Source organism: Candidatus Clostridium helianthi, assembly GCF_045310795.1.
Classification (GTDB): Bacteria; Bacillota; Clostridia; order Clostridiales; family Clostridiaceae; genus Clostridium; species Clostridium helianthi.
The window spans coordinates 30,117-44,176 of record NZ_JBJIAB010000016.1 but is presented as its reverse complement, the minus strand read 5'-3'; the positions used below and the strand labels follow the sequence as shown (position 1 = coordinate 44,176).

The 14,060-nt window shown below is 30.3% G+C and carries 10 protein-coding genes and 1 pseudogene; 6 read left to right on the top strand and 5 right to left on the bottom strand.

Going from position 1 to position 14,060, the window contains the following annotated elements; genetic code table 11:
* Positions 1-70: 70 nt before the first annotated feature.
* A pseudogene (locus ACJDTP_RS13510) lies at positions 71-1,788 on the bottom strand (methyl-accepting chemotaxis protein).
* Between the two features lie 626 nt (positions 1,789-2,414).
* Positions 2,415-2,756, bottom strand: coding sequence for a winged helix-turn-helix transcriptional regulator (locus tag ACJDTP_RS13505; RefSeq protein ID WP_406761495.1), 342 nt, complete (start codon positions 2,754-2,756; stop codon positions 2,415-2,417).
* Positions 2,757-3,110: 354 nt separating this feature from the next.
* On the opposite strand from ACJDTP_RS13505, the gene ACJDTP_RS13500 reads away from it, so the two are divergent.
* Together ACJDTP_RS13500 and ACJDTP_RS13495 are read left to right on the top strand one after the other, a co-directional pair.
* Complete coding sequence (locus ACJDTP_RS13500; RefSeq protein WP_406761494.1) at positions 3,111-3,746, top strand: flavodoxin family protein; 636 nt, start codon at positions 3,111-3,113, stop codon at positions 3,744-3,746.
* A 44-nt stretch (positions 3,747-3,790) separates the two neighbouring features.
* Positions 3,791-4,633, top strand: a complete 843-nt coding sequence (locus ACJDTP_RS13495; protein ID WP_406761493.1) for an aldo/keto reductase — start codon at positions 3,791-3,793, stop codon at positions 4,631-4,633.
* Between the two features lie 220 nt (positions 4,634-4,853).
* On the opposite strand, the gene ACJDTP_RS13490 is transcribed toward ACJDTP_RS13495, so the two are convergent.
* Positions 4,854-5,774, bottom strand: a complete 921-nt coding sequence (locus tag ACJDTP_RS13490) for a glycoside hydrolase family 18 protein (protein ID WP_406761535.1) — start codon at positions 5,772-5,774, stop codon at positions 4,854-4,856.
* A gap of 384 nt (positions 5,775-6,158) precedes the next feature.
* Here ACJDTP_RS13490 and ACJDTP_RS13485 point away from each other — a divergent pair, with 384 nt between their 5' ends.
* The 4 genes from ACJDTP_RS13485 (at position 6,159) to ACJDTP_RS13470 (ending at position 11,667) form a co-directional block, all read left to right on the top strand.
* Positions 6,159-7,883, top strand: a complete 1,725-nt coding sequence (locus ACJDTP_RS13485; RefSeq protein WP_173710057.1) for a sigma 54-interacting transcriptional regulator — start codon at positions 6,159-6,161, stop codon at positions 7,881-7,883.
* A gap of 289 nt (positions 7,884-8,172) precedes the next feature.
* Positions 8,173-9,717, top strand: coding sequence for an acyl CoA:acetate/3-ketoacid CoA transferase (locus tag ACJDTP_RS13480; protein ID WP_078117429.1), 1,545 nt, complete (start codon positions 8,173-8,175; stop codon positions 9,715-9,717).
* 74 nt (positions 9,718-9,791) lie between these two features.
* A complete protein-coding gene (locus ACJDTP_RS13475; protein WP_078117430.1) occupies positions 9,792-11,186 on the top strand; it encodes a GntP family permease in 1,395 nt (464 codons plus the stop codon).
* A gap of 64 nt (positions 11,187-11,250) precedes the next feature.
* On the top strand, positions 11,251-11,667 hold the full coding sequence (locus ACJDTP_RS13470; protein WP_078117431.1) for a MaoC family dehydratase: 417 nt from the start codon (positions 11,251-11,253) through the stop codon (positions 11,665-11,667).
* 271 nt (positions 11,668-11,938) lie between these two features.
* On the opposite strand, the gene ACJDTP_RS13465 is transcribed toward ACJDTP_RS13470, so the two are convergent.
* Both ACJDTP_RS13465 and ACJDTP_RS13460 read right to left on the bottom strand, forming a co-directional pair.
* Entirely contained in the window at positions 11,939-12,322 is a 384-nt protein-coding gene (locus ACJDTP_RS13465; protein ID WP_078117432.1) for a desulfoferrodoxin, read from the bottom strand.
* A 593-nt stretch (positions 12,323-12,915) separates the two neighbouring features.
* Positions 12,916-13,974 carry a galactose ABC transporter substrate-binding protein gene (locus ACJDTP_RS13460; RefSeq protein WP_406761492.1) on the bottom strand — a complete coding sequence of 353 codons (1,059 nt, stop codon included), beginning with the start codon at positions 13,972-13,974 and terminating at the stop codon, positions 12,916-12,918.
* Between the last annotated feature and the right edge of the window lie 86 nt (positions 13,975-14,060).

The window sequence follows — 14,060 nt, the reverse complement described above, 5'->3', positions numbered from 1 at the left end:
TTGTACAGGCTATTTTATATGAGATTTGCAAAGATAATTTTAAACTTTCATAAATTATTTTGATTTTGTATTATATTTTAAATCTTTGAATCATTTCATTAAGTTTTTGTGAAAGTTCAGCCTGGCTTTGAGCAGACTTTGTAACATCTGAAAGAGCAAAGGTAACTTCGGTAATGCTATTTAATATTTCTTCTGTATTTGAAGCAGATTCTTGAGCTACTGAAGAGATATTTTGTATTGCACCGCTTATCTGCATTATAACTTCATCCATTTGTTTTGAAGAGGAGGCAGATTTATCTATAATATTACTTATAAATTCAGAGTCCTTTTCATATTGAGTTCCTGTATTCATAAGGAGTTCATAATTAGGTTTAACATTGTCAGCCATAAATTCAAGAACATCTTGTCCGCTTTTTGATAAACTTTCTACAGAAGCTTCAACTTGTGATACCATAGTTTGAATATTATAAACTGCATTGGAAGATTGTTCAGCAAGCTTTCTAACTTCGTCAGCAACTACTGCAAAACCCTTTCCATGTTCACCGGCTCTAGCTGCTTCAATAGCAGCATTTAGGGCCAATAAATTGGTCTGTTCTGCTATACTATACTTCCAATAGAATTTGCCATTATTCTAACTTCTGATACAATTTTAGAATTTTCAATTGCTTCTAAAATGTTTGAACGATTTTTATCATAAATTAAATTACTTTCTTCAATACTTTTTGAAGATTTATTTCTAATATTAGAAGCACGTTCTTTTATTTCATTTACTGATACTAATGAATTTTCTGCATCTTTAGCGATGGAATTTATGGCGCTACTTATTTCTTCCGTTGATGCAGTTACTTCTTCTGTGGTAGCGCTTAAATCTTGAACACCTTTAGATATATGTTCTGTGGATTCATTCACAATTTCCATTTTAGAAGAAATTTCTTCAGTAGTAGCAGAAAGTTCTTCACTTGTGGCGCTTATATCACTTGAGCTGTTCATTATTTCAACAATTAAATTATGTATATTTTCTTTTGCATTATTTAGTGCCATTGAAAGATTACCTATTTCGTCTTTAGAGTCAACAGTTATAGTTTTAGTTAAATCACCACTACCAATAGCTTCAGCAAAAACTAAAACTCTTTTTACTTGTTTTGAAATCATAAATGAAATTGATAAACCTAAAATGACGGCTAGTAGTAAACTAATAAGTATTATAGATATTGTTATATAGAAAGATCTTATAAAAGTTGAGTTATTTTCCTTGTAAGAATCATCGGCTTGGTTAACATTATTTTGTATCAATTCATCCATACTCAAATATATATTTTTTCTGGTTTCGGTAACTTTAGAATAATTTTCATCAGCTTCACTAAAATTATTCTCATCTACGTATTTTATTATTGAATTAGATAAATCAACATATTTATTAAAGTTTTCTTTAAGGCTTGAGAATGCAGGTTTCTCAGATTCAGAGATTAAAGTACTTTCATATGTTTTTATAAGGTCATTATTCTTGTCAATTAAGTCTTTAATGTCTTTTTTTACTGCATCTTTTTCGCTGACATTTCTTTGATAAGCAAGTTTTAGCAAATCTGAACGTATATCAGAAATATTTTGCTTTAAAGTAGTTAAGTTATTTATTGAGGCTAAGTTGTAATCATGCATGGAAGTTGCATTGTAATTAATTATATTCATATTATATAATCCAATAAAACCAACAATACATACTAAAATTGCAATAAAAGTAAAAGTGGAAATAAGTTTATGAGATATCTTTAAATTTTTAAACCAGATCATTAAATCAACTCCTCTTTATTTTTTTATGTGAAAGTCTTCTGTTTACTCACCTCCATTAAAAGTTGAATATAAATAATTTGTTTTTGAGAAAAAAGTTTTAATTCAATTAAAAGTCTACATACTCCCCAATTTTAATTCATAGAAATTTGGTTTAAACTACCAGTTGCTGCAAACCAAATAATCTTATCAAAAATGAATTATATTATGCAGAACGTATATATTTATAATAATCGGAATTAAAATCAAAAAATTTAGAGATAATAAAGAAAAATGTAGAAAAAACTAATATTATAACCAAGTATGGTTATAATATTTCTTAGATTTTAAGATAAGTTAAATGAGTTTTTATAATAACATTAATATGATTAAATTAGGATGATATATAATTGATCAGTAGTATAAAATCTCTAATAAATATTTAGAAATACTATAATACTAAAAAGTAGTAATATATCTCAAGATATGAAAAAGTATAATAGTAGAAGATACAGAGAAGGGACATCAGAATAAATTATGCACTCAAGTAATTAATAAAAAGGCAAGATTGATGTATTTAAAGAATAAAGAAGAATCAGATCTAAACAGAAAATGTTCTTCTTTATCTTTTTTATATAAAAGTAATAGAATTAAATACATTTATTATCTAACTCAGGGTAGTGTTTAACCGACCAAGACTCAATTTCCTTAATAATACTAGTAAGCTCTTTTCCTTTATCAGTGAGGGAGTATTCAACTTTTGGTGGAATTTCTGCATAAACCTTTTTACATACAAGTTCATCATTTTCTAATTCTTTAAGTTTTTCATTTAAGACTTTTTGGCTTATTCCTTCAGTCATTCGTTGAAGCTCTAGGAATCTTTTTGGTTCATTATATAAATGACATAATAAAACTGCCGTCCATTTTCCTCTTATAAAATCCATCGCAAAATCTAATAAGCACACATAACTTCTTCCGTTATAATTTACCATTTAGTTACCCGCTTTCGTTTTTTAATATTTAATAAATGTTACTAGATATTAGTATAAACAACCTGTCTGATAATATCAAATCAATTAACTAAAATGAAAAATATATGTTAGTAATGATTTGGAAGATTGTATAGGACAATGGTTATTTTAACATGACTATTAGAATAAATTATATATTGCGAATTATAATTAGGATATTATTATTTTAGGAAAAATTTATTATGGCCTTACATATAGGTTATTCAATAATTCTTACCAAAAAGTAAGTTGTCTAACTAAAAAGTGCGTACTTGTTACTTACATTACTGAGTTATATAATCACATCATGATTTTAATATTATGGAGGTATGTATTATGAAAGTAGTTGCTTTTAATGGAAGTCCTAAAAAGAATGGAAATACTTACGAGGCAATAAAAGTTGTAGCAGAAGAATTAAAGAAAGAGAATATAGATGTAGAAATAGTTCATGTTGGAAATAAGGTTATACGTGGATGTATGGCTTGTGGTGGATGTGCTAGAAATATGAACGAAAAGTGTGTTATGCAGAATGATGAAGTTAACGATTGGATTCAAAAGATGAAAAAAGCTGATGGAATTATTCTAGGCTCTCCAGTGCATTATTCTGCTATAGCAGGAACTATGAAATCATTTTTAGATCGTGCGTTTTATGTTACATCTGTAAATAATGGTATGCTTAGACACAAAGTAGGTGCAAGTGTTGTCGCAGTTAGAAGGTCTGGTGGAGTTCCAACATTTACTCAATTAAATAATTATCTTAATTATTCTGAGATGTTAATGCCAACATCAAATTATTGGAACGTAGTTCACGGTACAGCACCAGGAGAAGCAGTGCAGGATGAAGAAGGAATGCAGATAATGAGAGTTTTAGGAAAGAACATGGCATGGTTATTAAAACTTGCTGATTCTGGGAAAGCTAACGTAGAAGAAAGTAAAGGGGAAGATAAAGTATTTACTAACTTTATAAGATAGGTTTGATAGAGTGATGACTAAATTATTAAAAGGAGAAGGATCGTATGATAAGTAAGTTTGATAAAACAGTAACTTTAAGTAATGGCGTAAAAATGCCATTATTAGGTCTTGGTGTTTTTAGAGCAGAAGATACTCCAGAATTAGCTAATGCAGTAAGGGCAGCAATAAAACATGGTTATAGAAGTATTGATGGTGGAGCTGTTTATGGCAATGAAGTGAGTATGGGAAAAGGAATTTCAGAAGGGATAAAAGAAGCTGGTATTTCCAGAGAAGATTTATTTATAACATCTAAGGTTTGGAACGCTGATTTAGGATATGAGTCTGCAATAAAGGCTTATGATGAAAGTTTAAATAGGCTTGGACTTGATTACTTAGATTTATATCTTATACATTGGCCTGTAGCAGGAAAGTATAAGGATGCTTGGAGAGCTTTAGAATACTTATATAAACAAGGAAAAGTAAAGGCGATAGGAGTAAGTAATTTTCAAGTAAGCCATCTTGAAGATTTAATGAAGGATTCAGAAATTAACCCAATGGTAAATCAAATAGAATTTCATCCTCGCTTAACACAAATGAAGGTGAGAGAGTTTTGTAAACAAAATAATATTCAAGTTGAAGCATGGTCACCACTTATGGTTGGCAAGTTATTTGATAATGAAGTATTAAAAGAGATTGCTAAAAGTCATAACAAATCTGTTGCACAAGTAATATTACGTTGGGATATTCAAAATGATGTTGTGACTATTCCTAAGTCTATAAATGAAAGCAGAATAATAGAAAATTCACAAATATTTGATTTTGATTTAACTGACCAAGAAGTAGAAAAAATAAATTCATTAAATGAAGATTTTAGGGTAGGACCTGATCCAGATAATTTTGATTTCTAATTGCTTAAAAACATTATTTTAAGATAATTTATGTTTCAGTAGTTTCAAGTTCACGCATGAAATATTCATAATTTAGTATTTTAAAAAACATTAAAAACTAAATTTAACAAACTAGTATTTCAAAAATTAAATTCAATAAAATGGTATTTTAAAAGATATATATTTATAAGAATAGGATGAATTACGGTACATCCTATTCTTATTTTTTATGCAAACAAGATTACTCGTTTAAACCTGTCCATAATTTATTTAGAAGAATACCATTGTAATCTTGGTTATATTCCCAGAACATTGCGCCGCCAAGGCCTTTTGATTTTATATATTTAATTTTATAGTCAATTGATTCTTCATTCTCATAAGTAATAAATGAATCATCATTTTTTAAATAAGCAGCTTTTGCTTCATAATCCCAGTATCTAGTCCAACCATTTTTATTTATATAATTTTCAAGTAGATTTCCATATGAAAGATATTCATGGTCATGATACCCATAAAAAGGAATACCTAAATTAATCTTCGTAGATGGAACACCAGCCTGCAAAAATATGTTTACTGATTCATCACAGCTAAAACCAGATCCATATGGAGAAGAGGTTGGATAAAGATTTGCATTATGAGTATTATAACCAAAATCATAAGTCATTAAATTTATATAATCGCAGATATTTACTATTTCATTAATTTCCACATTATTAATGTAAAATTTATCTGCTCCGGCTGCAATACTGAGTATTTTATTCGTTCCAATTTTGTTACGTATAGCTTTAAGCAAAAGTGTGAAATTTTCTTTATCTTTAGGAGTACATTTAATTAGGTTACAAGAGCCGCTAACAGGATATTCCCAATCAAGGTCTATTCCATCTATACCATAGGAATTTACAATATCCAGACAGCTATTTGCTAAACTACTCCGTGATGACTCTAAATAGGCTACATCGGAAAAACCTTCAGCTCCCCAGCCACCTATTGAAAGGATAACTGCTAATTTGGGATTTTGAGATTTTAATGATACCAAATTCATTAAATTTTGAGCATCAGGAATGAAAATTGCACTGTTTATAATACTTCCAAAAGCATAATTAATATGGGTCAATTTGTTTGGATTTACATTAGTGGTAATACCATGTATATATCCTACTATTCTATATTTAGCTATATTAGGGGAATAATAAGATGAAGTTATCCTTTTTATTTCAATCAGTCCCTTCTAGATGCTTATAAAATATTTATATTTAATTTAAGTGCATATGTATTGCAATTATTTAGCACTTTCAGTGAAGTTTTCATAGTTTTTCGGGATAAAAATATTTACGATTTCGGTAAGTCAACATATAAATATAGTTTTAAAGGTGGATATATATTTTTTTAAAGTTTAATTTGTATCTAATAAAAGTATATGTGGAAGGCTTATAAATGGGAATATAAAACTTAATATAGTATTCCAAAATAGTTGCTTAATTCCTTGTATTTACATGGAATCTTTAGTAAAATACTTAAAAATAGGATTTAAGAGAGAAGGTGTTACATGAGCAACAAACCATTATTCAAAAACTATATTAGTAAGCTTGAAGTAATATTAGATAATATGTTTAATGCAATAGTTTCAGTTGATAGTAACAACAAAATACTTTTTATTAATGAAGCAGCTAGTATTCTTTTCGACATAGACAGCAAAGGTGGTTTAGGCAAGAATATTAACGAAATAATGCCAGAGCCAGATATAGAATACTTTTTATCAACTAAAAAAGAGGAAATTAAAAGGCCAATAGTAGTTAATGAACTAAATTTGATCTTGAGTATTATACCTTTTGGAGAAAATACTGATGCACAGGGATCAATGCTGATTTTTAGTAATGTGACAAATTATAATCAGTTAATTCATAAGCTTGAGGAAGAGCGAGATAGTAAAGAAATACTAAATACTGTAATTGAAACTGCTTATGATGGAATGATTATCATTGATAAGCAGGGCATAGTTACTATGATTAGTAACGCTTATACGGAATTTTTAGGGATTAAGAGGGAGGATGCTATCGGTAGGCATGTAAATGAAGTGATAGAAAATACTAGAATGCCAATAGTATTAGAAACCGGAAAAGAAGAAGTAGCACAACTTCATAAGATAAAAGGAAGTTATATGATAGCATCAAGAATACCAATAGTAAAAAATGGAGAAATTATTGGGGTAGTAGGGAAGGTTTTATTTAGAAATGTAAAAGAATTAAATAGCCTTTATAAGCGAATAAGCGTTATAGAAAAGGAATTAGCTACTTATAAATCAAAGCTTAGAGAGTTCAATAAGGCAAATTATTCCCTTGAAAATATTATAGGTGAGAGTGAACCGATTGTTATGGCCAAAGCTATAGTTGAAAAAGCTGCTCATACAAATTCAAATGTTCTTATTTTAGGGGAAAGCGGGACAGGTAAAGAAATCTTTGCACATGCAATACATTCAGAAAGTAACAGGCATGAAGGACCATTTGTTAAGGTTAATTGTGCAGCAATTCCAAGTGATTTACTTGAATCAGAATTATTTGGTTATGAGGCTGGAGCTTTTACAGGTGCCAAAAAAGAAGGTAAGATAGGGAAATTCGAGATTGCAAATGAAGGGACTATATTTCTAGATGAGATTGGAGATATGCCTCTCCACATGCAGGTAAAACTACTAAGAGTTATTCAAGAAAGAGAAGTTGAAAAAGTTGGTGGCGTAGCCAGTAAAAAGATTAATATTAGAATAATTGCTGCAACAAATAGAAATCTTGAAAGATTAGTTGAAGAAGGTAAGTTTCGTGAAGATTTATATTATAGACTTAATGTCGTGACAATTGAAATTCCACCTTTAAGAGAAAGAGGAAATGATATAATACTTATTTCCAATCATTTAATAAAAAAGCTTTCAGTTGATTTAGATAAGAAAGTTAAAGGAATCTCTAAGGAGGCTGAACAATATCTTAAAACCTATGAGTGGAAGGGGAATGTAAGAGAATTAGAAAATGTATTAGAGCGGGCTATAAATATTATGGAAAATAGTGAGATTATTGAAGTAAAGGATTTACCAAAAGAAATCACAGGGAAAAAGGTTTCTATGGTCCCTAAGAAGCTTCAAGATATTCTTGCTGAAAGTGAAAAAAATGCTATTATTCTTGCACTTAGGGCTGCGGATGGTAATAAAACTAAGGCAGCAAAAATTCTCGATATAGGGCGTACTAGTTTATATGAGAAAATAGAAAAATATAAAATACAAACATAGTTGTTCGTTCTTACGAACAACTACTTTTTTTATGCAAAATAATTGTACGGAAAATCGCACGCTATGTAAATGTTTACTTAAAAAATCGTACGAAATAACGAACAAAAACTTTCTATGATCAAGAATTTTTTATGAAATTACTTGTAGAAAAGCGCAATTTTACGTTGAATACATGCTCGAAATCTTGGCACGGATATTGCTTATATAAATAAGTGTACAAGGAATTATAAATAAAATATTACACTCTTGCTTTATGGAGTATATAAAAGTGTGAAAAGGAGGAGTAAAGATGAACAAGATAATGTCGGTAGAAGAAGCAATCGCCTTAATCAAAAGTGGAGACGCAGTTGCATTTGGTGGATTTATAGGTGCTGGGCATGCAGAAGGGGTTTCTAAGAAACTTAAGGAAATATACTTAGAACAAGGTGCCCCTAATAATTTAACTCTTGTTTATGCAGCGGGACAAGGAGATGGTAAAGAAAAAGGTTTGAATCATTTAGGACAAGAAGGCCTTCTTTCAAAGGTAATAGGTGGTCATTGGGGATTAGCTCCTAAGATCCAAAAACTCGCAATTGAAAATAAAATAAAGGCTTACAATCTTCCACAAGGAGTAATATCTAGTCTTTATAGAGATATTGCGGCAGGTAAACCAGGTACAATTACTCATGTTGGTTTAAAGACTTTCGTAGATCCAAGAGTTGAGGGAGGAAAATTAAATGAATGTACAACAGAGGATATTGTAAAGGTTATCGAAATTGATAATAAAGAATATCTCTACTACAAAGCTTTTCCTATAGATGTAGCCATATTAAGAGCAACATATGCAGATGAAGATGGAAATGCAACTCTTCAAAAGGAAGCAGCAACACTAGATGGTTTATCTATGGCACAAGCAGCAAAAAATTCTGGTGGGAAAGTAATTCTTCAGGTTGAAAAAATAGTATCTAAGGGAACTTTAGATCCAAAGCTTGTAAAAATCCCTGGAATACTTGTAGATTCTATAGTTGTAGCTAATAGTGAAGACCATATGCAGACATTTGCTGAAGTATTTAATCCTGCTTATAGTGGAGAAATAAGAATGCCGGCAGATTCTATCAAATGTCTTTCAATGGATGAGAGAAAAATAATAGCAAGGCGTTGTGCAATGGAACTCATACCAAATGCAGTAACTAATCTTGGCATAGGTATGCCGGAGGGGATTTCAATGGTTGCCAATGAAGAAGGAATAGGAGATACAATGAGATTAACTATTGAATCAGGCCCGATTGGTGGAATCCCAGCAGGAGGTTTAAGTTTTGGTGCAGCTATAAATCCAGATAGCATTATAGATCAGTCATCTCAATTTGATTTTTATGATGGCGGTGGCTTAGATGTAGCATTTTTAGGACTAGCTCAATGCGATGAAAAAGGCAATATAAATGTAAGTAAATTTGGTCCTAAGATAGCTGGATGTGGAGGATTTATAAATATAACTCAAAATTCAAAAAAGGTTATATTCTGTGGCACATTTACAGCCGGAGGACTTAAAATTAATGTTGCTGATGGTAGGCTAGTAATCGAAAATGAGGGAAGGTCAAAGAAGTTTATTAAGAATGTTGAACAAATCACATTCAGTGGAGATTACGCTAGAGATGTGAATCAACCGGTATTATATATAACTGAAAGAGCAGTTTTCAGATTAACAAAAGATGGAGTGACATTAGAAGAAATAGCTCCAGGAGTAGACTTACAAAAGGATATTATTGATCAAATGGACTTTAAGCCAATAATATCAAAGGAATTGAAAATAATGGATGAAAGAATTTTTAAAGATAAGCCTATGAAGTTGAAGTAACAACTAATATAAGTGAATAGGATACGGATAAAATATTTGAAAAGAAAAATAATAAAATAACGGAGGTTTTGTATATGGCAGTTATAGGAATTTTATTAAGCTTAGCACTTTTAATGTTTATGGCCTATAAGGGGTTTTCAGTTATTGTTTTCGCACCTATATTTGCGATTATGGCAGCTATATTTTCAGGAATGGCGATTATGCCAACTTATACGGAAATATTCTTACCTAACTTGGGTAATTATGTAAAAGTTTACTTTCCATTCTTCTTACTAGGTGCAGTATTTGGTAAGGTTATGGAGCAATCTGGTGCAGCAAAATCAATAGCAAAATTTATAGTAGATAAGCTAGGAAAAAAACGAGCTATGCTATCTGTAATACTAGCAGCAGCTATACTAACTTATGGTGGAGTAAGTCTTTTCGTTGTAGCATTTGCTGTTTATCCATTTGCAGCTTCTATATTTAAAGAAGCAGATATACCAAAGAGACTTGTTCCTGCAACTATTGCTGTTGGTGCTTTTACATTCACAATGGATGCGCTTCCAGGAACACCTCAAATTCAAAACTCTATACCAATGAAATTTTTTAACACAGATCTATATGCAGCCCCTATATTTGGAACTCTAGGTGCAATTATGGTTTTAGTTTGTGGGGTATCTTACTTAGAATGGTGTAAGCGCAAAGCTCAGGCAAAAGGAGAAGGGTATGGAACAAACCATAAGCAAGAGCCTGTAATTGTTGAAGACAGCAGCTTACCGAATCCATTTATAGCAGCATTACCATTAGCATCGGTACTTATAGTGACTCTAGTTCTTCAAAAAGTTGTATTTCCTAAATGGGATATCGTTTCTTGGGTAACTAAAGCTCCATACAACATACCGGAAGCTGGTGTTGTAGGTTCAATGAATAACTGGGCTCTTATGATTGCACTTGTAATTGGTATTACTCTTGCAGTATCAATTAACCCAAAACGTATGAAAGGAAACTTTGCTGCAGCAATCAATGCTGGTGCAATTGGATCACTTTTAGCAGTTATGAACACAGCATCAGAAGTAGGATTCGGTAATGTTATTAAAACTTTACCAGGATTTCAATCTATAGCTCATGCTTTAACTAATATTAACCCAGATGGAAGCCCATTACTTTCAGAGGCAGTTACAGTAAATGTTCTTTCAGGAGTTACAGGTTCTGCTTCAGGAGGAATGAGTATAGCACTTGACACTTTTGGAAAACAATATTTAACTTGGGCAAATAGTGTTGGAATAGATCCACAATTACTTCACCGTGTTGCTGCTATGGCTTCAGGTGGTATGGATACATTACCTCATAATGGTGCAGTTATAACTTTACTTGGAATTGCAGGGTTAACTCATAAACAATCATATAAAGATATATTTGTAATCACTTGCATAAAGACAGGAACTGTATTTGCATTAATAGCATTACAAAGCTTATTACATTTTGTTTAATTAGAATTGAAAATACTTACAAATAATATTCTGAAAATTATATAGCAAAGAAGGGGGAGTACTAGTGAAAGGATTGACTATAAAGGAAATAAAGATTGGAGATAAAGCATATTTTCAAAAGACTATTACAGAAACTGATGTATATTTATATGCTGGAATAACAGGAGATTTGAATCCAGCACATATAAATCAAGTTGAATCAGAAAAAACAATGTTTCAAGGTAGAATCGCTCATGGAATGTTAACTGCTGGTTTAGTATCTGCAGTATTAGGAATGCAATTGCCAGGGCCAGGTTCAATTTATCTTGGACAAGAATTAAAATTTACGGCGCCAGTAAAAATAGGAGATACAATTAAGGCTGAAGTGGAAGTAATAGAAAGAATTGAAGATAAAAATAGAATAAAATTAAGTACTACATGTACAAATCAAGATGGTGTTGAAGTGCTTAAAGGCATAGCAACAATAATGCCTCCTAAATAAAGACAAGCTTTAAAAAACAGTGTGAATTTCAATAATTTGAAGTTTACACTGTTTTTATGTATTAACTAAAAATATAAAAAAATAACGAATGTATCTGCTTCGTATTTGTATTATATGAAAGTATATTATTATTTTCTTAGAAGGTTTTAGGTGCTAATATCCAAATGACAGTTTTTCAAGCAAAACAGTAAGCCTGTACAATTTGATTAATATATGTAAGGAATAATCAAATGAGTACAGACTTTTATTCATTTAAATAAAAAGTTTTTTATTAAGAATTTTTTTCAGCCCACAAACCATGTAAGTTGCAATATTCTCTAGCAAAAAGGACAGGTTCATCTACCTTAAAGAAAGCCTCAGGCTTTTCACCAGGTTTTAAGAATTTTTTATATACGTTACTTTCAGTATGAATTTCAATCCATTCTATATAGTGATTATCAAGCATAGGATGTTCTACAGAGCCTACCTTTACTAAAACTCCACCTTCAACTTTTTCAATCACAGGAACATGTTTTTCTGTTGCTCCATCAGTAGTATTTTCAGCTTTAAGCTTCATTGGCTGATTACAACATACTAGTGTACCTCCAGCATTATGAACAACCTCCACAATATTACCACAAACTTCACATTTATAAACTTGTTTTAATTCAGTCATTTTATTACCTCCTAAATTTAATTATAAATCTTTAACTATTTCTTCGTAATTTTTCTGCAAGATCTTGGATATAAAGTTTTACTTGTCTCTAAATAACCAAGTTCAATTGTCATTGCAACAATCTTGTACTCTTTAAATTTATTTCTGAAATGTCTTTTTAATGACTAAGAATCTTAAAATTATTATTTATGTATATTTTAAGATTGAAACCATCAAATTGTTTAAAATTTATCTAACATAATTAGAAAAAAATGAGAGTCTTATCTTTAAGACTATTATATACATAACAATCATATTAGTCAATAATTATTATTAGTTAATAAAATGAATTGATATGAATTCTCTATTGAATTAAAAATAGCAGGTAATATGATAAAGAAGTGAATGTTTAGAAACATTATTAAATTAAGCAGATAACATTATAGTAAATATGTAATTTTATTAAACAATGTTAAGTTTATAAATCTGCAAGAAATTTTGCATAGTAAAAAGGCTATTTGTTAACAGATAGCCTTTTTACTTAAAGATTATATTGAAGTATTATTTAACATTTGCTTACAATTCAATGTAATTCTATTTAAATATTTAATTTTTTATTGAAACATTGGGCCGGTATATTCTTCGTATGGTATACGAACAGCAGTTCCAGATTCATCTAATTTGTATGGTGTTCCTTCAGTAGGATTTATTCCATGAGCTAAATTAGAACCTATGGTATAAATAGCATTAGCCATAATACTAGTATCTTGAACAGGAGAACCTAACATGAAGCCTTTTGAAATTAATTCTTTGGCTTCAGGAACGCCATCCACTCCAACAATAGGAATTACCTTGGATTTATTTCCAGTATTATAGCCATATTTTTGTAATGCTTTAGTTGCACCAATTGCCATAGAATCATCATTTGAAATTATTGCTTCCACCTTACTTCCAAACCTCAAAAATAATGCATCTACAGTATTTTGTGCTGTTTCTCTATCCCAATTCAAAACAGGCGACGCAAGTTCTTCTGTTTTGATTCCAGCTTGCTGAATAGTTGAAGTAGAATATGCTGATCTATCGATAGATGTTTTATTAAGTCTTTCGCCAATAAGCATTATGTATTGTAATACGTTATCTTTATTTTTATCAATTAAATCCTTATGCTTGTTCCAAGCATCGGTAATAATTTTACCTTGTAAAGCGCCAGCTTGTTTTGAATCAGTACCTACATATAGAGCCTTCTTATATGATTTTATAGCGTCCATTGTAAGGGGTTCTCTATTAAAAACTATTACTGGAATCTCATATTTTGATATTTTATTAATTAAGTCTCCTATATCATTAACATTAACCATATCTAATAATATTAGATCGATTCCTTCATTAAGTTTAGTATCAAGTTCTGCATTTTGAGTTGATTGATTGAATTTCGAGTCATAAAATGTGAAGATGACTTCGTTTGGATGTTGGTTTTGTATATCTTCAAAATTTTTACGGAGAAATATAAGATAATCATCATTAAGATCTGCCGAAAACAGGCCAACTCTAATGGTAGACATTTGTTTAGAATTTTCTGCAACGGCCGTATTATTGAAAAAGTTGCTTCTAAGCACAGCGCTAAATATTATAGTAATTGCAGTTATAGCTAATATCTTTTTTAATATTTTCATTTAAATCCTCCAGTCCTGTGTACTTATAAATGTATTATACGTTTTAAGAAAAAGTTTATACTTAATTTTATGATATCTATAAGTTA

Coding starts and splice junctions, on each gene's coding strand:
- ACJDTP_RS13505 (WP_406761495.1), bottom strand. CDS start 2,756: ATGGTAAATTATAACGGAAGAAGTTATGTGTGCTTATTAGATTTTGCG.
- ACJDTP_RS13480 (WP_078117429.1), top strand. CDS start 8,173: ATGAACAAGATAATGTCGGTAGAAGAAGCAATCGCCTTAATCAAAAGT.
- ACJDTP_RS13500 (WP_406761494.1), top strand. CDS start 3,111: ATGAAAGTAGTTGCTTTTAATGGAAGTCCTAAAAAGAATGGAAATACT.
- ACJDTP_RS13460 (WP_406761492.1), bottom strand. CDS start 13,974: ATGAAAATATTAAAAAAGATATTAGCTATAACTGCAATTACTATAATA.
- ACJDTP_RS13465 (WP_078117432.1), bottom strand. CDS start 12,322: ATGACTGAATTAAAACAAGTTTATAAATGTGAAGTTTGTGGTAATATT.
- ACJDTP_RS13495 (WP_406761493.1), top strand. CDS start 3,791: ATGATAAGTAAGTTTGATAAAACAGTAACTTTAAGTAATGGCGTAAAA.
- ACJDTP_RS13475 (WP_078117430.1), top strand. CDS start 9,792: ATGGCAGTTATAGGAATTTTATTAAGCTTAGCACTTTTAATGTTTATG.
- ACJDTP_RS13485 (WP_173710057.1), top strand. CDS start 6,159: ATGAGCAACAAACCATTATTCAAAAACTATATTAGTAAGCTTGAAGTA.